This is a genomic window from Hydrogenophaga sp. UC242_53 (genome assembly GCF_042696965.1).
GTDB lineage: Bacteria > Pseudomonadota > Gammaproteobacteria > Burkholderiales > Burkholderiaceae_C > Hydrogenophaga.
In genome coordinates, this window is record NZ_CP170552.1 from 2,960,145 (window position 1) to 2,979,742 (window position 19,598).

A 19,598-nucleotide genomic window follows, 5' to 3' on the forward strand; every position below is an offset into this window, starting at 1 on the left:
CACCGAAGATCGACATGACCCCCTCCACCGCCTGGGTGCACCAGGCCATCGCGCGCATCGAGGCCGACTTCTGCCGCAGCGCCGACACGCACCTCATCGCCCTGCCCCTGCCCGGCTGGGCGGCGCACGGCATCGACTTCTATCTCAAGGACGAGTCCACCCACCCCACCGGCAGCCTGAAGCACCGGCTGGCGCGCTCGCTGTTTCTCTACGCGCTGTGCAACGGCTGGGTGCACGAAGGCACCACCATCGTGGAAGCGTCCAGCGGTTCCACCGCCGTGAGCGAGGCCTACTTCGCCCGCCTGCTCGGCCTGCCCTTCATCGCCGTGATGCCGCGCAGCACCTCGCAGGAAAAGCTGGACCAGATCGCCCTCTACGGTGGGCGCTGCCACTTCGTGGAGACCACCGGCGAGGTGTACGCCGCGGCCCACGCGCTCGCGAAGGAAACCGGTGCGCACTACATGGACCAGTTCACGAACGCCGAGCGCGCGACCGACTGGCGCGGCAACAACAACATCGCGCAGAGCATGTTCGAGCAGATGGCGCACGAACGCCACCCGGTGCCGCGCTGGATCGTGGTCGGCGCGGGCACGGGCGGCACCAGCGCCACCATCGGCCGCTTCCTGCGCTACCGGCGCCACGCCAGTCAGCTGTGCGTGGCCGACCCGGCGGGCTCGGTGTTCTGCGCCTACCACCGGCTGCGCGACGGCACGCTCACCGCGCCGGGCTCGCGCATCGAAGGCATCGGGCGCCCGCGCGTGGAACCCAGCTTCATCCCCAGCCTGATCGACCGCATGCTGGAGGTGTCCGATGCCGATTCGCTGGCCGCGATGCACGCCCTGTCCGACCTGCTGGGCCGTCGCGTGGGCCCGTCCACCGGCACCAACCTGGTGGCGATGCTGGACCTGGCACAGGGCATGAAGGCGCGGGGTGAGAGCGGTGCCCTTCTTTCGCTGCTCTGCGACAGCGGCGAGCGCTACCGCCAGACCTACTTCGACCCCGGCTGGGCGCAGGAGCGCTTCGGCGATGTCGCGCCCTCGCTCGCGAGCGTGCGGGCGCAGCTGCAAGGTTGATGGCGCCATGAATCGGCCCGGGCTTCCCACGCGGCGGCACCTGCTGCTGGGTGCGGCGGGGCTGGCCTGGCCCCTGGTTCATGCACAACCGGCGCACCGCCCGGGCGATGCGCTGCGGCCGCGCCCACTCGTGTTCCCGCGCGACCACGGCACGCACAACGAGACGCGCACCGAATGGTGGTACCTCACCGGCCAGGCGAAGGACGCGGCCGGGCGCGACTTCGGTTTCCAGGTGACGTTCTTCCGCAGCCGCGTGGACGGCACGCAGGCCCTGCGCGGCCCGCTGGCCGCGAAGCAGCTGCTGTTCGCGCACGCGGCCATCACCGACGTGCAGGGCGGCCGCTTGCTGCACGACCAGCGCATCGCGCGCTGGGACGGCGAGCCGCCCGCGCCAGTCGCCGAGCGCGGCGTGTTCGCCAGCGCCGAGGACACGCAGGTGGTGCTGCGCGACTGGTCGCTGCGGCGCCGGCCCGACAACGGCCACTACACCGCGCGCGTGGTGGGCGACGAACTCGGCATCGATCTGCAGGCGGTGCCGCAGCAGGCCTGGCTGCTGCAGGGCGACCAGGGGTTTTCGCGCAAGGGGCCGGACGCGTCGCAGGCCAGCTTCTACGTGAGCCAGCCGCACCTGGCCGTGCAAGGCACGCTGGCGCTCAAAGGCCAGCGCTTCGAGGTGCGCGGCACCGCCTGGCTGGACCACGAATGGAGCGAGGCCCTGCTGCACCCCGAGGCGGTGGGCTGGGACTGGATCGGCATGAACCTCTTCGACGGCCACAGCCTCACGGCCTTCCAGCTGCGCCGCAAGGACGGCAGCAAGCTCTGGGCGGGCGGCTCGTTCCGCGCGGCGGGCAGCGCGCAGAGCGCCACCGACCTCTACCGCTTCAGCCCGGGCGAGGTGGACTTCCAGGCCCGGCGCTGGTGGACCAGCCCACTCACGCGCGCGCGCTACCCGGTGGAGTGGGTGGTGCGCACGCCGGGCGATTTCTACACGGTGAAGGCCGTCATCGACCCGCAGGAACTCGACAGCCGTTCGAGCACCGGCACGGTGTATTGGGAAGGGCTGTCCGACCTGATCGACAGCAACGGCAAGGCTGTGGGGCGGGGGTATCTGGAGATGACGGGCTACGTGCAGCGGCTGGTGCTGTGAGCGCGGTGCGTCAGCGTTCGGTGAACGCGAGTTGCGCGCCCAGGCCGGCGAAGGCGGCGGAGAAGCCGCGGCGCAGCCAGTCCTGCACGCGCGGCGAGTCGATGACCGCGCGGCGGAAGGCGTGCGCGAGCAGGCCGTAGAGCACGAAGACGCCGAAGGTCATGGCCATGAAGACGCCGCTGAGCAGCAGCAGTTGGCCCAGGGGCGAGGTGGCGGCGGGGTCGACGAACTGGGGCAGGAAGGCGAGGAAGAAGATGGTGAGTTTGGGGTTGAGGATGTTGAGGAGGAAGGCTTTGACGGTGAGGCTGAGGGCGCTGCGCCGTGCGCCGCCTTCCTGCACCACGAAGGCCGAGCGGTCGCGCCAGGTGGCGATGGCCAGGTAGAGGAGGTAGGCGACGCCGGCGTATTTGAGGAGTTGGAAGGCGAGCGCGCTGGTGTGCATGACGGCGGCGAGGCCGAGCACGGTGGCCAGCAGGTGGGGCACGATGCCCAGGGTGCAGCCGAGTGAGGCGAACAGGCTGGCCCGCTTTCCCTGCACCAGCCCGGCGGACACGGTGAACACCACGCCTGTGCCGGGGATGAGGACGACGATGAGGGAGGTGATCAGGAATTCCAGGGTGATCATGTGGTGGCTCCTTTTAGGGTGGTCATGTTGCCACAGGGCGTGGTTTTGGTTCGTGTGGCTTGGCTGGGGTGACTTGGTCTCGGGGCCCTTGTGCCAACTTGGTCTCGGGGCCGCTGGTGCGGGTGGCCGTTCTCCGGCGCTGCTCGCGGACGGCTGCCCGGGCGCTCGCATACCACTTCGTCAATACCGTGTGGGCACACGACCTCTGTGGCAACCGCGAATGGGCGCCTGCGCCCGGCCACCCGCACCATCGACCCAGTGGCATGGTGCAATTCAAGTGTTTGAATTCAAGTTTCAATTGAATGGCGTTCCATTCCCTCCCTCTCGACGGATGGTGGGGTTCGCGGGCGCAGGCGCCCATTCGCGGTTGCCACAGAGGCTGTGTGAAGCAGCGGTGTTGATGGGGTAACGCATGAGCGCCAGGGCAGACGCCCGCGAGCAGCGCCGGAGAACGCGGACCACGTCAGCCGTCAGCGCGAGGTGCAAGGCCAGAAACTAGCGCGAGTCCTCAGGCCGCCACTCCCGAAAAAACCGAATGCGTTCCAAGTGATCCGGATGGCTGCCAATCGCGATGGGCAACGACACACGGTCCTCCTCATCCTGCGGAGAAGAGTCCTTGTCGGCCTCAACAAGCATGCGCTCGAAAAACACCGCCATGGCCGCCGGCGGCACACCCCCCGCGTGCATCAGCCGAGCCGCATGCGCATCCGCGCGCCGCTCGGTGTCGCGCGAATAGGCCTGGGTCGCCAACGTCGCCGGCACCGTCGCCAGAAAACCGCTCGCATCCCCCAACACCACCCCCACCAACGCACTGATCAGACTCGCGCGCACCACCATGTCCAGCCCATCGCGGTGCTCCACATGGCCCAACTCGTGCGCCAACACACCCACCAACGCATCCGGCTGGTCGTGCAACAACTCCACCAACTCATCCGTCATCACCATGTAACCACCCGGCAACGCAAACGCATTCGCGCCCAACACCGGCGAGGCATGGAACGCCAGCTCCCAGTGCGGCGCATCCCCCTGCGGATAAGCACGATCCACCAGCGACTTGAAACGCTGGCGCAACTCGTCCTGCCGCTTCTGCGGCAAGGCGCTGGGCCGCAGAAACAGGCGGTCCAGCTGCTGCAAGCTCTGCTGCCCCACATGCCGGTCCAGCGAATCCGGCACCTGGTGCGCCAGCGTCTGGCTCAACCACGGCACGCCCCACAACCAGGCGGCCCCCAGGAACACCACCGAACCCGCGAGCGCCACCAGCGCGGCGCGCCAGCTCTGCATCCAGCCCACCACCGCGCTGTCCTGCAAACCGCTGGCCTGCGCCCAGGCGTCCCACGCCGCCGCATCGGCGTGCTGGATGAGACCGCCGTCCGGCAACTCGGCCTGGCGCTGGCCGTGCGTGCGCCGCTCCGGCCAGCGCACGCGCGCCAGCGGGTAGCGCCGCGTGTCCTCACCCGCTTGCATGAGCAGCTCGCCCGCCTCCACGCGCAGCGTCACCGCGCGCGGCTTGGGCGACTGGCCGTCGAACCACTGGCTGTGCAGCGAGGCAGGCGCAGCGCCCATCAGAGCCCCATGTCCATGCCGAAGAAGTCGCCGGCCGCGTCGCCCAGCACCCCCTTGCCGGCCTGCTGCGCGCTCGCCAGCCAGTCATCCACCGGCCCATCGACCGCCAAGGACATGGCCTCGAGCTTCAGGCGCGCGGTGCGCACCTTGGCGAAGGGCCAGTACAGGCCCAGCGTGACCACGATCAGCAGCCAGTTGACCAGGGTGACGCGGAACAGGCTGCGAAAGCGCAGCGCGCTGCCGAAGCGGACCTTCTCGCTGCGCGTGCCGTTCCACAGCAGGTCCTGGAAACGCGCGCCGAAGTACGGGGCGCTCACCAGCGGGATCAGCAGGTAGATCACCCCCAGCGCCACCGGCACCACCAGCGCCACCAGGGCCCGCCGCTGGCCGGCCGCCAGGTCGCCGAACATGCCACGCGCCAGCACGAACAGCACCAGGGCGACCAGCGCGGCGCCCACCAGGCCCACCAGCAGGCTCACGCCACCCGTTTTCAGGAACAGCCCGTAGAAGCGGCCGGTGCCGGTGTCCAGCTGCGTGCGCTGCTGCGCGAACACATAGCCCCCATGCTGGTAGCGTTTGATGCGCGCCAGGAGCCAGGGCATGAGCGCCGTGAAGAGCAGCACCACCGAGCCGATCACGATGCCGCTGCGTCGGGCCACCTCGGGCGCCATCTCTTCGCCTTCGGTCACGGCGGGCAGGAACAGCACGAAGGCCAGCGCGGGCAGGAAGAAGGGCAGCATGCTGAGGTAGGCGCCCTTCAGATCCCCCGCGAAGCTCAGGCGCACGCCGCGCCAGCTGGTGTTGCGCAGCCGGAACTGCAGCGAGGCGCGCCACAGCGCGGGCCAGAGCACCATGAAAACCAGCAGCGCGATCCACGCCAGGTGGGGCAGGAAGTTCGACACCGCCCAGTAACCCACGCCCAGCAGCAGCACCAGCAGGTAGCCGCGGAACATCTTCCAGGGGTCGGCGTGGAAGCCCAGCGGGTCGCCGCCGACCAGGGTGTTGTTCTGGAAGTAGGCGATGCGCCGCGCGCGCGCGAACGGCGCATACAGGGTGAGGGTGACCAGCGTGAGCAGCAGGTTCACGATCCAGATGCGGAAGTACTCGCTGCCCGAGCCGGTGAACCGGATGTCCAGCGCCTGCGCCGCCGCCGCGGCGCGCTCATCCGCCAGCGCCACGGTGGGCGCGAAATCGTCCTGTTGTGCCATCCCCGTCCCTTGAAATTGAAAAATTGGGAGGCATCCTAGCACCGAGCCCCCATTCACGCCCGGCCCCCAAAACCGGCACACTCTGCACCATGCCCACACCCTCCTCCGACCGCCCCAAAGCCGAATCGCCCACCTCGCTCGGCGGCCTGCTGCCCTTCATGCGGCCCTACCGCACCCAGATCGTGCTGGCGATGCTGTTCCTGGTGCTGGCGGCCGTTGCCACGCTGCTGTTTCCGGTGGCCCTGCGCGGCCTGATCGACGGCGGCCTGGTGGCGGGCGACCGCAGCGCGCAGGCCATGGGGCTGCGCGGCCACTTCCTCGAACTCTTCGCCGTGGCGGTGGCCCTGGGCCTGTTCTCCGCCGCGCGCTTCTACTTGGTGAGCTGGCTGGGCGAACGCATCACGGCCGACCTGCGCCACGCGGTCTACAGCCACGTGCTGCGGCAGAGCCCGCAGTTCTTCGAGACCACGCAGACCGGCGAGGTGCTCTCGCGCCTGACCACCGACACCACGCTGGTGCAGACCGTGGTGGGCTCCTCGCTCTCCATGGGCCTGCGCAATGGCGTGATGGGCATCGGCGCGCTGATCATGCTGGTGTGGACCAACCCGTATGTGATGCTGCAGGTGCTGCTGATCATCCTGCTGGTGGTGCTGCCCAGCATGTGGTTCGGCCGGCGCGTGCGCAAGCTCTCGCGCGCCAGCCAGGACCGCGTGGCCGACTCCAGCGCGATCGCGGCCGAGGTGCTCAACGCCATCCCCATCGTGCAGAGCTACACCGCCGAAGACCGCGAGGCGGGGCGCTTCAAGGACTCGACGGAGAGCGCCTTCGTCACCGCCATCCGCCGCACCAAGGCCCGCGCCGGCATGGTGGCCTTCATCATCATCAGCACGGCCGCGCTGCTGCTCTGGGGCCTGTACCAGGGCACGCAGGCGGTGCTGGCCGGCACCATCACGCCCGGGCACCTGGGCCAGACCGTGGTCTACATCATCATCCTGGCCGGCGCGGTGGGGGTGCTGGGCGAGGTGTATGGCGACCTGCTGCGCGCCGCGGGCGCGAGCGAACGGCTGATGGAGCTGCTGGCCAGTGAATCGCCGGTGCAGTCACCCGCGCGGCCCTTGCAGGCGCCGGCACCGCAAGGCGGCAGCGCGCTGGCCTTCGACGACGTCACCTTCCACTACCCCTCGCGCCCGGCGCAGGCGGCGCTCAGCGGTTTCACGCTGGCCGTGCAGCCGGGGCAGACGGTGGCGCTGGTCGGGCCCAGCGGCGCGGGCAAGACGACCGTGTTCGGCCTGCTGCTGCGCTACTACGACCCGGCGCTGGGCAGCATCCGGCTCGACGGTGTGCCGATCGACCAGCTGGACCTGCACGCGCTGCGCCAGCGCATCGGCATCGTGCCGCAGGACCCGGTGATCTTCTCCAGCAGCGCGATGGAGAACATCCGCTACGGCAAGCCCGGCGCGAGCGACGCCGAGGTGCGCGCGGCGGCGGCGGCCGCCTTCGCCGACGAGTTCATCGAGAAACTGCCAGAGGGTTACGACACCTTCCTGGGCGAGCGCGGCGTGCGGCTCTCGGGCGGGCAGCGCCAGCGCATCGCGATCGCGCGCGCCATGCTCAAGAACCCGCCCCTGCTGCTGCTCGACGAGGCCACCAGCGCGCTGGACGCGCAGAGCGAGCGCATGGTGCAGGCCGCGCTGGAATCGGCCATGAAGGACCGCACCACGCTCGTGATCGCCCACCGCTTGGCCACGGTGCAGCAGGCCGACCGCATCGTGGTGCTCGACCACGGCCGGCTGGTGGAACAGGGCACGCACGCCGAGCTGGTGGCGCAGGGCGGCGTGTACGCGGGGCTGGCGGCGCTGCAGTTCAACGTGTAGCCCATCTGTAGAAAAAAGTTCAACTATGCAATCGATGCATAACACGATGGCATCATGGCCTTGGACATGAAGAAGGCATCTCCGTAAGCTTCCGCTTGTTGGCTCAGCACAGGGCCACACACCACAAGGAATCTTCCATGTCACAAACACCGCCCCTTCCGGCCGGCAGCGCCACCAGCGCCCCGGCCGTTTTCACGCAAGCCCTCCCCTCCTACCTCGACCCCAAGCACCTCGGCCCCTGGGGCGTCTACCTGCAACAGGTGGACCGTGTCGCGCCCTACCTGGGCCCGCTGGCGCGCTGGGTCGACACCCTCAAGCGGCCCAAGCGCACGCTGATCGTGGACGTGCCGATCCACCTGGACAACGGCACCGTGGCCCACTTCGAGGGTTACCGCGTGCAGCACAACACCTCGCGCGGCCCGGGCAAGGGTGGTGTTCGTTTCCACCAGGACGTGACGCTGTCCGAGGTGATGGCCCTGTCGGCCTGGATGTCGATCAAGAACGCGGCGGTGAACGTGCCCTACGGCGGTGCCAAGGGCGGCATCCGCGTGGACCCGCGCCAGCTCACGATCGGTGAGCTCGAGCGCGTGACGCGCCGCTACACGAGCGAGATCGGCATCATCATCGGTCCGACCAAGGACATCCCGGCGCCGGACGTGAACACGAACGAGCAGATCATGGCCTGGATGATGGACACCTACTCGATGAACGAGGGTGCCACCGCCACCGGCGTGGTCACCGGCAAGCCGGTGGACCTGGGCGGCTCGCTGGGCCGGCGCGAGGCCACGGGCCGCGGCGTGTTCACCGTGGGCGTGGAAGCGGCGCGCCGCATCGGCCTGGACGTGTCCACCGCGCGCGTGGCCGTGCAGGGCTTCGGCAACGTGGGCGGCGTGGCCGGCAAGCTGTTCGCCGAGGCCGGCGCCAAGGTGGTCGCGGTGCAGGACCACGGCGGCACCATCTACCGCGAGGCCGGCCTCGACGTGCCCGCGCTGCTGGACCATGTGAAGCGCGCCGGCACGGTGGCGGGTTTTGCCGGTGCCGAAGTGATGGCCAACGACGCCTTCTGGGACGTGCCCTGCGACATCCTCATCCCCGCCGCGCTCGAATCGCAGATCACCGAGGCCAACGCCGGCCGCATCCAGGCGCGCATGGTGATCGAGGGCGCCAACGGCCCGACCACGCCGCAGGCCGACGACATCCTGCACGAGCGCAACGTGCTGGTGCTGCCCGACGTGATCGCCAACGCCGGCGGCGTGACGGTGAGCTACTTCGAGTGGGTGCAGGACTTCTCCAGCTTCTTCTGGAGCGAGGACGAGATCAACGCCCGCCTGGTCAAGATCATGAAGGACGCCTTCGCCGCCGTGTGGCAGGTGGCCGACGAGAACAAGGTGAGCCTGCGCACGGCGACCTTCATCGTGGCCTGCAAGCGCATCCTGCACGCGCGCGACCTGCGAGGCCTGTATCCGTAACTCCCCCTGCGCCGCTGCGCGGCTTCCCCCCTCTCTGGCGCGCCTTCGGCGCTTGGAGGGGGGACGATGCCTGTGGCCCGGCGAAGCCGGTTCCACGGCATCTCTGGGGTGAGGCACGCGCCTCGGAGAGGCTACTGCAGCGTTTCTTTGATGCCGGGCACGGAGGGCAAGGCGATCACCTCGATGCCCTCCTCCATCAGTTCGAGGGCTTCCTGCGGGCTGGCCTGGCCCCGGATCTGCCGATGCTCGACCTCGCCATGGTGCATGGCCCGGGCTTCGTCGGCGAAACGTTCACCCACGTCTTCGGTGTTCGCCATCACCTCGCGCAGCGCCTGCATGATGCGCGCCTGCATCGCCGACCAGGTCGGGCTGCGCCACCGTGGTTGCTCGATCGCCACCGCGGTGCCGGCGGCCGGTTCGGCCGGCGCCTGCGCCTCCTGGCGACCGGCGCGCAGATTCAGCCTCGGTGCCGAGAGCTTCTTCTGAATGTGCACATCGCCACACATCGGGCACGACACCAGGCCGCGCTCGAGCTGGCTCGTGTAGTCGTCTTCGGAGCCGAACCAGCCTTCGAACTCGTGCTGGTGCGCGCACTGCAGGTTGAGGACCTTCATGCCCCGGATTGTCCCGCATCCGCCCCGTTCGGGTGGGTGGCCCACTCCAGAACCCATTCGCCGCGCTGCACGTTCTGCAGCCACATGGAGCCGATCAGGGTCTTGCAGTCGATCACCTCGCCGCTGAAACACCAGGCCTGCAGCTCGGCGGGGGTGGCGGCGAACACGTCCAGGAATTCGCCTTCGTCGAGCTGGCGCTCACCGAGCGTGAGGCCGCGCGCGAACCAGATGTCGATGACTTCGTCGGAATAGGCGATGGTGGGCGCGAGCCGGCCGGCGAAGGCCCATTCGCGGGCGCTGTAGCCCGTTTCCTCGAGCAGCTCGCGCTGCGCGCAGGCCAGGCTGCCCTCGCCCGCGTCGAGCTTGCCGGCGGGGAATTCGATCATCACCGCCTGCATGGGGTGGCGGAACTGCCGCTCCATCACCACACGGCCGTCGTCCAGCAGGCCGATCACCATCACGGCGCCCGGGTGCAGCACGAACTCGCGCGTGGCGTGGGCGCCATCGGGCATGCGCACGGTGTCGCGCACCACGTGCAGGAAATGCCCGCGCAGCAACTCGGTGCGCGACAGCGGGGTTTCTCGGAGGTGGCTGTCGTCGGCCATGGGCAGCTCGGCCATCAGCCGCGGCGGCGAAACAGGTAGCGGTAGACGAAGCCGGGGAAGGCCAAGGTCAGGAACAGCGAACCCGTGGTGGCGTAGAACTCCCAGCCCTGGGGGGCGATCTGGCCGGCGTCGCGTTCGAGCGCCAGGCCCAACGCACCGACCAAGAAGTACAGCAGCACCAGTTCACCCACGCGCATCCACAGCGTCTTGGGCGCGCGGCGCGGCAGCACGGCCAGCCAACGGTTGTTGAGGAAGGGCAGGTTGGCCGCGACGAAGGCGGTGATCAGCACCAGCCAGACAGAGAGTGTGTGGGTCATGGAACGGTGTGAGCCGGCGGCCACCGGCAAGTTCACCGGTGCGCCGCCAACGCGATCAGGCCAGCAGTTGCGCCACGGCCTGGGCGCACAGGGTCATGAGGCCGCCAGGCACGATGCCGAGCACCAGCACCAGCAGGCCGTTGACCGAGAGCACCGCGCGCGCGTCCAGCCCGGCCTCGATCTCGGCGGTCTGCGTGGGCGCATCGAAGTACATGATCTTGACCACGCGCAGGTAGTAGAACGCGCCGATCAGCGACATGATCACCGCGAACACGGCCAGGCCCACATAGAACGCGGCGCTCGAAGCCAGCAGCGCCTGCAGCACGGCGAGCTTGGCGTAGAAACCCACCAGCGGCGGCACACCGGCCAGCGAGAACATGCAGACCGCCATGACGCCGGCGTACAGCGGGCTGCGCTGGTTCAGGCCGGCCAGGTCGCTGATGTTCTCCGACTCGAAGCCGCTGCGCGAGAGCAGCAGGATCACACCGAAGGTGCCCAGCGTGGTCAGCACGTAGGTGACGACATAGAACATGGACGAGCCGTAGGCGTTGGCCATGTTGCTGCTGTCCAGGCCGTCGGCGCCCTGCACCACGCCCGCGAGCAGGCCCAGCATCAGGAAGCCCATCTGCGCGATGGTCGAGAAGGCCAGCATGCGCTTGAGGTTGTTCTGCGCGATGGCGGCGAGGTTGCCCACCAGCAGCGACATGACGGCGAGCACCGCGAGCATCTGCTGCCAGTCCACGGCCAGCGGCTGCAGGCCTTCGACCAGCAGGCGGATCACGATGGCGAAGGCGGCCAGCTTGGGTGCGCCACCGATCATCAGGGTGATGGCGGTCGGGGCACCGTGGTACACGTCGGGCACCCACATGTGGAAGGGCACCACGCCGAGCTTGAAGGCCAGGCCGGCCACCACGAACACCAGGCCCAGGGTGAGCACCTGCGGCGAGCCCACGAGCGTGTCGTCGCCGCCCGCGATGGTCAGCATCACCTCGGTGAGGTTCAGCGAACCGGTGGCGCCATAGACCATGGACAGGCCGTAGAGCAGGAAACCGCTGGCCAGCGCGCCCAGCACGAAGTACTTCATGGCCGCTTCCGTGGCCTTCACGTCGTCGCGGCGCAGCGCCACCAGGGCGTAGCTGGAGAGCGTGAGCAGCTCCAGACCGAGGTAGATCACCAGGAAGTGGTGGCTGGAGATCATGACGAACATGCCCAGCAGCGCGAACATGCCCAGGCTGAACAGCTCGCCGCCGCGCAGCATGTCGCGCTGGCCCGAGTAGGCGCGGCCGTACACGAAGGTGACCATCATGGCGATGGAGGCGAAGCACTTGAGCCAGTTGCCCATCGGGTCGCTGACGATCATGCCGCCGAAGCCGTAGACGGTGTTGCCCGAGCTCGCGGCCAGGCCCTGCAGCACCGCGATGACGCCCAGCGTCAGCAGCGTCAGGCCGTAGGTGACGCCGCGCAGCGGCGTCTTCACCGCCAGATCAACCAGCGCGATCACGCAGGCCATCGTCATCAGGAGGATTTCTGGGTAGGCCGCGACCCAGCTGAGCTTGTCAATCATGTGAGCGTTCTCTCGTGTAGCGTGAGCTCAGTTCAGTTTGGAGATGGCGACGTGGCGCAGCAGTTCGGCCACGGACGCATCCATCACGTCGGTGAAGGGCTTGGGATAGACACCCATGTAGAGCACGGCCAGCGCCAGCACGCCCAGTACCAGGAATTCGCGCGCGTTGATGTCGACCAGGGCCTTGACGTTGTCGTTGCCCACGCTGCCGAGGTAGACCCGCTTGTACATCCACAGCGAGTACGCGGCGCCGAAAATCAGGGCCGAGGCGGCCAGCAGGCCGATCCAGAAGTTGGCCTTGACGGCGGCGATGATGACCATCCACTCGCCCACGAAACCGGCGGTGCCCGGCAGGCCGCAGTTGGCCATGGTGAAAAGCAGCGCGAAAGCGGCGAACTTGGGCATGGTGTTGACCACGCCGCCGTAGTCGGCGATCTCGCGCGAGTGCACGCGGTCGTACAGCACGCCGATGCCCAGGAACATCGCGGCCGAGACGAAGCCGTGAGCGATCATCTGCACGATCGCGCCGGAGACGCCGAGGTCGCTGAAGACGAAGAAGCCCAGGGTGACGAAGCCCATGTGGGCGACCGACGAATAGGCCACGAGTTTCTTCATGTCCTGCTGCACCATGGCGACCAGGCCCACGTAGATCACGGCGATGAGCGAGAGCGCGATCATCAGCCAGGCCCATTCGTGCGCGGCATCGGGCAGGATGGGCAGCGAGAAGCGCAGGAAACCGTAGGCACCCAGCTTGAGCATGATGGCCGCCAGCACGGCCGAACCGCCGGTGGGGGCTTCCACGTGCACGTCGGGCAGCCAGGTGTGCACCGGCCACATCGGCACCTTCACCGCGAAGGCGGCGAAGAAGGCGAAGAACAGCAGGGTCTGCGCGGTGCCGCCCAGGGGCAGCTTGTACCAGTCGGCCAGCGCGAAGCTGCCGCCGGACTGCGTATACAGGTAGATCAGGGCCACCAGCATGAGCAGCGAGCCCAGCAAGGTGTACAGGAAGAACTTGAAGGCCGCGTAGATCTTGTTCGGGCCACCCCAGATGCCGATGATCAGGTACATCGGGATCAGCGTGGCTTCGAAGAACACGTAGAACAGCATCGCGTCCTGCGCGCTGAAGACACCGATCATCAGGCCCGAGAGGATCAGGAAGGCGCCCATGTACTGGTTGACGCGCGAGGTGATCGACTCCCAGCTCGCCACCACCACCACCACGTTGATGAAGGCGGTCAGCAAGATCAGCCAGAGCGAGATGCCGTCCACGCCCAGGTGGTAGTTGACGTTGAAGTTCTCGATCCAGGCGCGCTTCTCGACGAACTGCATGGCGGCGGTGCCCAGCTCGAAGCCGGTGTACAGCGGCACGGTGACGGCCAGGCCGGCAATGGCGCCCACCAGCGCGACCCAGCGCACCACGTGCGCCTGATCGTCGCGGCCCAGGGCCAGCAGCACGACGCCGAAGAAGATCGGCGTCCAGATTGCAAGGCTCAGCAAACCCATCTTGTTATCCCTCTTCTTATTTGGCGAGCCAGACGAAATACGTCATGAACAGCAGCACGCCCACGATCATCATGAGCGCGTAGTGGTAGAGGTAACCGGTCTGCGCGCGGCGCACGACCGAGGACACCACACCCACCAGCTTCCAGCTGGCGTTGACCACGCCGCCTTCGATCACGCCCCGGTCGCCGCCCTTCCAGAGGCCGACACCCAGCGCGCGCGCGCCACGGGCCAGCACGTTCTCGTTGAACCAGTCCAGGTAGTACTTGTTCTCCAGCACCACGATCAGCGGGCGCAGCGCGCGCGCGATGGCGGCCGGCACGGCCGGGTTGATCAGGTACATGTACCAGGCGCACACCGCGCCGGCCAGCGCCAGGTACAGCGGCGCGGTCGACAGCGCGTGGGTCGCCATGGCCAGGGGGCCGTGGAACATCTCGCCGAACTTCACCATGGCCGGGTGGGCCGCGGTGTTGATGGTGATGGCGTCCTTGAAGAAGTCACCGAACAGCATGGGCTGGATGGTGATGAAACCGATCACCACCGAAGGAATGGCCAGCAGCAGCAGCGGCACCGTCACCACCCAGGGCGACTCGTGCGGCTTGCCATCGCCGTGGCCGTGCCCATGGTCGTCGTGGTGGTCGCCATGGTCATCGTGGTGACCGTGGTGGGCGTCCGGGTTCTGGTCGTAGCGCTCCTTGCCGTGGAACACCAGGAAGTAGAGGCGGAACGAGTAGAACGAGGTGACGAACACGCCCGCGAGCACCGCGAAGTGCGCGAAGCCGGCGGCGGGCAGGTTGCTGAAGTGCACCGCCTCGATGATGCTGTCCTTGGAATAGAAACCGGAGAACAGCGGCGTGCCGATCAGGGCCAGCGTGCCCAGCAGCGAGGTGATCCAGGTGATGGGCATGTACTTGCGCACGCCACCCATCCAGCGGATGTCCTGGTTGTGGTGCAGACCCATGATGACCGAGCCGGCGGCCAGGAACAGCAGCGCCTTGAAGAAGGCGTGGGTCATCAGGTGGAACACGGCCACCGAGTAGGCAGAGGCGCCCAGCGCCACCGTCATGTAGCCCAGCTGCGAGAGCGTGGAGTACGCCACCACGCGCTTGATGTCGTTCTGGATGATGCCCAGGAAACCCATGAACAGCGCGGTGATCGCGCCGATGACCAGGATGAAGTTGAGCGCGGTGTCCGACAGTTCGAACAGCGGCGACATGCGCGCGACCATGAAGATGCCGGCGGTCACCATGGTGGCGGCGTGGATCAGCGCCGAGATGGGCGTGGGGCCCTCCATGGAGTCGGGCAGCCAGACGTGCAGCGGGAACTGCGCGCTCTTGCCCATGGCGCCGATGAACAGGCAGATGCAGATCACGGTGATCAGCATCCAGTCGGTGCCGGGGAAGCCCAGCGTGCCGAGTTCGGGCGCCTTGGCGAACACCTCGGTGTAGTTCATGGTGCCGGCGTAGGCCACGATCAGGCCGATGCCGAGGATGAAGCCGAAGTCACCCACGCGGTTGACCAGGAAGGCCTTCATGTTGGCGAAGATGGCCGTGGGCTTGTTGAACCAGAACCCGATCAGCAGGTAGGACACCAGGCCCACCGCTTCCCAGCCGAAGAACAGCTGCAGCAGGTTGTTGCTCATGACCAGCATGAGCATGGAGAAGGTGAACAGCGAGATGTAGGCGAAGAAGCGGTTGTAGCCGTCGTCCTCTTCCATGTAGCCGATGGTGTAGAGGTGCACCATGAGCGAGACGAAGGTGACGACCACCATCATCATCGCGGTGAGGCCATCGACCAGGAAGCCGATCTCCATCTTCAGGCCGCCCACCACCATCCAGGTGTAGATGGTCTCGTTGAAGCGCGCGCCGTCCACGGCCACGCTCTTGAGCGTCATGGCCGAGAGGATGAAGGCCACCAGCACGCCCAGGATGGTGAAGGTGTGCGAGGCGCGGCGGCCGATCACGTTGCCGCCGAAGGTGGTGCCCAGGATGCCGGCGATCGCCGAACCCAGCAATGGGGCCAGCGGAACGGCGAGCAAGGTGCTTGCAGAGAGGGTGGTGCTCATGGGGTTCTTGCCTGAGTTCTCGTGTGGGGTGGCCCTGGCCTCAACCCTTGAGGGTGTTGAGTTCTTCGACGCTGATCGACGACTTGTTGCGGAACAGCAGCACCAGAATCGCGCAGACCGATCGCCGATTCGGCGGCGGCCACGGTCAGGATGAAAAACACGAAGACCTGGCCGTGCATGTCGCCCAGGAAATGCGAGAAGGCCACGAAGTTCATGTTCACGGCCAGCAGCATCAGTTCGATGGCCATGAGCAGAACGATGAGGTTCTTGCGGTTCAGGAAGATGCCCACGACCGAGATCGCGAACAGGATCGCGCCGACGGCGAGGAAATGGCCCAGCGAGACGGTCATGGTTTCTGGCCCTCCTGGGCGGCTGCCGCTTCGGCGGCGGGGGCGGCTTTCTGCGTGGCGTTCATGGGCAGCACCACCAGGCGGTCGCTGGCGCGCACGTGCACCTGCAGATTGGGGTTGATGGCCTTGCTGTCCTTGCGCTGGCGCAGGGTCAGCGCGATGGCCGCGATCATCGCCACCAGCAGGATCACGGCGGCCACTTCGATCGGGTACAGGTACTCGGTGTACAGCAGCACGCCCAGTTCACGGGTGTTGGAGTAGCCCGGGTCGGCGGCCACCGCGCCCGGATTGCCCGTGACCGTGGGGAAACCGGCCCACAGCACGGCGATGAGTTCGGCCGCCACGAAGGCGCCGAGCAAGGCCGCCACCGGGAAGTGCTTCCAGAAGCCCTGGCGCACCGTGTCCAGGTTGATGTCCAGCATCATCACGACGAAGAGGAACAGCACCATCACCGCGCCCAGGTACACCAGCACCAGCGTGATGCCCAGGAACTCGGCGCGCAGCAACAGCCACAACGCCGCCGCCTGCGAGAACGCGAGCATGAGGTGCAGCACGGCATGCACCGGGTTGCGCGCGGTGATCACGCGGTAGCCTGCGTACAGCAGCACCGCGGCGAACAGGTAGAAAAAGCCGGTCTGGTAATCCATGGCGTCGTGGTTCTTGTGTCGTCTGGTCCGGCCGAATCGGTTCGGCACCGGTCAGCGGTAGGGGGCGTCGGAGGCCCGGGCGGCGGCGATCTCGGATTCGTAGCGGTCGCCCACGGCCAGCAGCATCTCCTTGGTGAAATACAGGTCGCCGCGCTTCTCGCCGTGGTATTCGAGGACGTGCGTCTCGACGATGGAATCGACCGGGCAGCTTTCTTCGCAGAAGCCGCAGAAGATGCACTTGGTCAGGTCGATGTCGTAGCGCGTGGTGCGGCGCGAACCATCGGCGCGCACATCGGATTCGATGGTGATCGCCATCGCCGGGCAGACGGCTTCGCAGAGCTTGCAGGCGATGCAGCGCTCTTCACCGTTCTCGTAACGGCGCAGGGCGTGCAGGCCACGGAAGCGCGGCGACAGCGGCGTCTTCTCCTCGGGGAACTGCACCGTGACCTTGCGCTTGAAGGCGTAGCGGCCCGTCAGGGCCATGCCCTTGAACAGCTCCACCAGCAGGAAACTGTTGAAGAAATCGCGGAAGGAGAACGGCGCGGCGTGCGCGGACGGCGCGGTGGAATTGGCGGTGGTGGTGGACATGGTCGTTCGCCCGGCTTATTTCCAGAGGTTCCACGGGGTCTGCATGAGCGCGCCCACGAGGAGCAGCCAGATCAGCGTGACAGGGATGAAGATCTTCCAGCCCAGACGCATGATCTGGTCGTAGCGGAAGCGGGGGAAGGTGGCGCGGATCCAGATGAACATGGACACCACGACGCAGGTCTTGATGCCGAGCCAGATCCAGCCGGGGATGAAGTCGAGCGCGGCGATCGGCGACAGCCAGCCGCCCAGGAACATCAGCACGGCCAGCACGGACACCAGCCACATGCTGGCGTACTCGGCCAGGAAGAAGATGGCGAAGCCCATGCCCGAGTACTCGACCATGTGGCCGGCCACGATCTCGGCCTCGCCTTCGACCACGTCGAAGGGGTGGCGGTTGGTTTCGGCCACGCCGGAGATCAGGTAGACGAAGAAGATCGGCAACAGGGGCAGCCAGTTCCAGGACAGGAAGCCCAGGCCCATGTTGGCGCCCATGCCGCGCGCCTGAGAGGCCACGATCTCACCCAGGTGCAGGCTGCCGGCGGTCATGACCACCACCAGGAAGCAGAAGCCGATGGCGATTTCGTAGCTCACCATCTGTGCCGAGGCGCGCAGCGCGCCCAGGAAGGCGTACTTGGAGTTGGACGCCCAGCCGGCGATGATCACACCGTAGACCTCGATCGAGGTGATGGCCAGGATCACCAGCAGGCCGGCGTTCACGTTGGCGATGATCGCCTCCGGGCCGAAAGGAATCGCGACCCACGCGGCCAACGCCGGCATGATGGCCATGACGGGGCCGAGGCGGAACAGGCCGTTGCTGGCCGCGCTGGGGCGGATCAGTTCCTTGGTCAGCAGCTTGAGCGCGTCGGCGATCGGTTGCAGCAGGCCGAAGGGGCCCACGCGGTTGGGACCGTGGCGCACCTGGATCCAGCCGAGCAGCTTGCGCTCCCACAGCGTGAGGTAGGCCACCGCGCCCATCAGGGGAGCGAGCACGACCACGATCTTGATCAGGTTCCAGATGACGGGCCAGGCACCGGTGGCCCACCAGTCGGCGGCGATCAGGCCCAGGCCGCCGTTGTACATCGCATCGATCACGCTGCGGCTCCTTCCAGGGCTTGAGCGGTCCGCGCATCGGCGGTGAGTTGCAGGGCGGTCGAGCGGCGCACCAGGCCGTCGAGCTGGTAGATGGACGCCACGCAGGGCGCCACTTCGGCGGGCGACGTGTCGATCGCCGCGCTGCTCGCGTTGGACAGGCGGGCGGCATCAACCACGGCGCCGTTGCTCACGCCCGGCAGCGCCGCGGCCAGCACGGCCTGCGACGAATCGGCGTCGAAGCCCGGCAGGTCCAGCAGGTTGCCGAGCACGCGCAGCACCTTCCAGGCCGGGCGCGTGTCGCCCAGCGGGCGCACGACGGCGTGGAAGCCTTGCAGGCGGCCTTCGGCGTTCACGAAGGAACCCGAGGTTTCGGTGAACGGCGCGATGGGCAGCAGCACGTCGCTCACGTCGAGGTTGGTCTTGAAGGGGCTGAGGGTGACGACCATGCCGGCCGCCGCCAGACCCGTGGCACCGACGGCGGTGTCCTGGGCGGGTTCGGTGTTGAGCAGGATGGCGGCCTTGAGCTGGCCCACCAGCATCTGGCCGGCGTTCAGACCGCCCTGCCCCGGCACCGCGTTCACCAGCTGCGCGCCCACGGTGTTGGCCGCTTCGCTGAGGTAACCCACCGTGGCGCCAGTCTGTTGCGCGATCCAGTTCGCGAGCGCGAGCAGGCTGGCCGCCTTGGCATGGTGCGCTGCCGCGTTGCCCAGCAGAATGGCTTTCTGTTCGCCACCCAGCAGGGACTTGGCCACCGCGCGGTGCGCGTCCGTGGCCTCGCCACTCACGGGCGTCGCGGCACCCGTTTCGGCGCCGATGGCGGCCGCGATGCCGGCCAGCGCCGACACCCACAGGCCGCTGTCGGCCAGCACGGTGTTCTTCACCGGCATGGCCCAATCCTGCGCCACGGCGTTGAGCACGTTGACCTGCGCGCCCTTGCGCTGGGCCTGGCGGATGCGCTGCGCGAACAGCGGGTGGTCCTTGCGCAGGTTGGAGCCGATCACGAGCACGCGCTGCAGCGTGGAGAGCGATGCGATCGGCAGACCCAGCCAGCGGGCAGCACCGGTGGGTGCCGTGTTCGAGAAATCGGCGTGGCGCAGGCGCGCGTCGATGTTCTGGCTGCCCAACCCCCGCACCAGGGCACCGGCCAGGGCCAGCTCTTCGAGCGTGCTGTGCGGGCTGGCCAGCAGGCCGATGGCGGCGGCGCCGTGGTCGGCCTTGACCTGCTTCAGGCCATTGGCGCACGTACTCGAGCGCGGTCTGCCAGTCGACCGTCTTCCATTCACCGCCCTGCTTGAGC

17 protein-coding genes and 1 pseudogene are annotated in these 19,598 nt (G+C 67.7%); 4 read left to right on the plus strand and 14 right to left on the minus strand.

The features are described 5' to 3' along the window. Positions 1–14 precede the first annotated feature (14 nt). Complete coding sequence (locus ACFJI0_RS14850; protein WP_382320750.1) at positions 15–1,073, plus strand: PLP-dependent cysteine synthase family protein; 1,059 nt, start codon at positions 15–17, stop codon at positions 1,071–1,073. A gap of 7 nt (positions 1,074–1,080) precedes the next feature. Then, positions 1,081–2,220, plus strand: coding sequence for a lipocalin-like domain-containing protein (locus tag ACFJI0_RS14855; protein WP_382320752.1), 1,140 nt, complete (start codon positions 1,081–1,083; stop codon positions 2,218–2,220). A gap of 10 nt (positions 2,221–2,230) precedes the next feature. Here ACFJI0_RS14855 and ACFJI0_RS14860 read toward each other — a convergent pair whose 3' ends face one another. The 3 genes from ACFJI0_RS14860 to ACFJI0_RS14870 form a co-directional block, all read right to left on the minus strand. Continuing rightward, a complete protein-coding gene (locus tag ACFJI0_RS14860) occupies positions 2,231–2,845 on the minus strand; it encodes a LysE family translocator (protein ID WP_382156544.1) in 615 nt (204 codons plus the stop codon). Positions 2,846–3,340: 495 nt separating this feature from the next. Beyond that, positions 3,341–4,408 carry a M48 family metallopeptidase gene (locus ACFJI0_RS14865; protein ID WP_382320754.1) on the minus strand — a complete coding sequence of 356 codons (1,068 nt, stop codon included), beginning with the start codon at positions 4,406–4,408 and terminating at the stop codon, positions 3,341–3,343. After that, the gene (locus ACFJI0_RS14870; RefSeq protein WP_382320756.1) at positions 4,408–5,616 is read right to left on the minus strand and encodes a YjgN family protein; all 1,209 of its coding nucleotides are present in this window, start codon (positions 5,614–5,616) and stop codon (positions 4,408–4,410) included. Before ACFJI0_RS14870 ends, ACFJI0_RS14865 begins: the two co-directional genes overlap by 1 nt. 89 nt (positions 5,617–5,705) lie before the next feature. Between ACFJI0_RS14870 and ACFJI0_RS14875 the strand changes: the two genes are divergently transcribed. Together ACFJI0_RS14875 and ACFJI0_RS14880 are read left to right on the plus strand one after the other, a co-directional pair. After that, positions 5,706–7,490, plus strand: coding sequence for an ABC transporter transmembrane domain-containing protein (locus ACFJI0_RS14875; RefSeq protein ID WP_382320758.1), 1,785 nt, complete (start codon positions 5,706–5,708; stop codon positions 7,488–7,490). Between the two features lie 137 nt (positions 7,491–7,627). Continuing rightward, entirely contained in the window at positions 7,628–8,959 is a 1,332-nt protein-coding gene (locus ACFJI0_RS14880; RefSeq protein ID WP_382320760.1) for a Glu/Leu/Phe/Val dehydrogenase, read from the plus strand. Positions 8,960–9,090: 131 nt separating this feature from the next. On the opposite strand, the gene ACFJI0_RS14885 is transcribed toward ACFJI0_RS14880, so the two are convergent. From ACFJI0_RS14885 to ACFJI0_RS14935, 11 genes and pseudogenes are all read right to left on the minus strand, one after another. Continuing rightward, positions 9,091–9,573, minus strand: coding sequence for a DUF1178 family protein (locus ACFJI0_RS14885; RefSeq protein ID WP_382320762.1), 483 nt, complete (start codon positions 9,571–9,573; stop codon positions 9,091–9,093). Continuing rightward, positions 9,570–10,193: an NUDIX domain-containing protein gene (locus ACFJI0_RS14890; protein ID WP_382320765.1), complete on the minus strand. Its 624-nt coding sequence runs from the start codon at positions 10,191–10,193 to the stop codon at positions 9,570–9,572. Before ACFJI0_RS14890 ends, ACFJI0_RS14885 begins: the two co-directional genes overlap by 4 nt. Next, a complete protein-coding gene (locus ACFJI0_RS14895; protein ID WP_291120470.1) occupies positions 10,193–10,495 on the minus strand; it encodes a DUF2818 family protein in 303 nt (100 codons plus the stop codon). The genes ACFJI0_RS14890 and ACFJI0_RS14895 overlap by 1 nt, the downstream gene beginning before the upstream one ends. Positions 10,496–10,550: 55 nt before the next feature. Continuing rightward, entirely contained in the window at positions 10,551–12,059 is a 1,509-nt protein-coding gene (gene nuoN, locus ACFJI0_RS14900) for an NADH-quinone oxidoreductase subunit NuoN (RefSeq protein WP_382320767.1), read from the minus strand. Between the two features lie 27 nt (positions 12,060–12,086). Continuing rightward, positions 12,087–13,562 carry an NADH-quinone oxidoreductase subunit M gene (locus tag ACFJI0_RS14905; protein WP_291120474.1) on the minus strand — a complete coding sequence of 492 codons (1,476 nt, stop codon included), beginning with the start codon at positions 13,560–13,562 and terminating at the stop codon, positions 12,087–12,089. Positions 13,563–13,578: 16 nt separating this feature from the next. Next, on the minus strand, positions 13,579–15,624 hold the full coding sequence (gene nuoL, locus ACFJI0_RS14910) for an NADH-quinone oxidoreductase subunit L (protein WP_382320769.1): 2,046 nt from the start codon (positions 15,622–15,624) through the stop codon (positions 13,579–13,581). Positions 15,625–15,664: 40 nt separating this feature from the next. Then, positions 15,665–15,974, minus strand: a pseudogene (gene nuoK / locus ACFJI0_RS14915) (NADH-quinone oxidoreductase subunit NuoK). Continuing rightward, complete coding sequence (locus ACFJI0_RS14920) at positions 15,971–16,621, minus strand: NADH-quinone oxidoreductase subunit J (RefSeq protein WP_382156526.1); 651 nt, start codon at positions 16,619–16,621, stop codon at positions 15,971–15,973. Before ACFJI0_RS14920 ends, nuoK begins: the two are co-directional and overlap by 4 nt. Before the next feature lie 51 nt (positions 16,622–16,672). Beyond that, a complete protein-coding gene (nuoI, locus tag ACFJI0_RS14925; protein WP_291120482.1) occupies positions 16,673–17,209 on the minus strand; it encodes an NADH-quinone oxidoreductase subunit NuoI in 537 nt (178 codons plus the stop codon). 15 nt (positions 17,210–17,224) lie between these two features. After that, the gene (gene nuoH / locus ACFJI0_RS14930; protein ID WP_291120484.1) at positions 17,225–18,301 is read right to left on the minus strand and encodes an NADH-quinone oxidoreductase subunit NuoH; all 1,077 of its coding nucleotides are present in this window, start codon (positions 18,299–18,301) and stop codon (positions 17,225–17,227) included. After that, the gene (locus ACFJI0_RS14935; protein ID WP_382320771.1) at positions 18,298–19,584 is read right to left on the minus strand and encodes a molybdopterin-dependent oxidoreductase; all 1,287 of its coding nucleotides are present in this window, start codon (positions 19,582–19,584) and stop codon (positions 18,298–18,300) included. Before ACFJI0_RS14935 ends, nuoH begins: the two co-directional genes overlap by 4 nt. Positions 19,585–19,598: the final 14 nt, after the last annotated feature.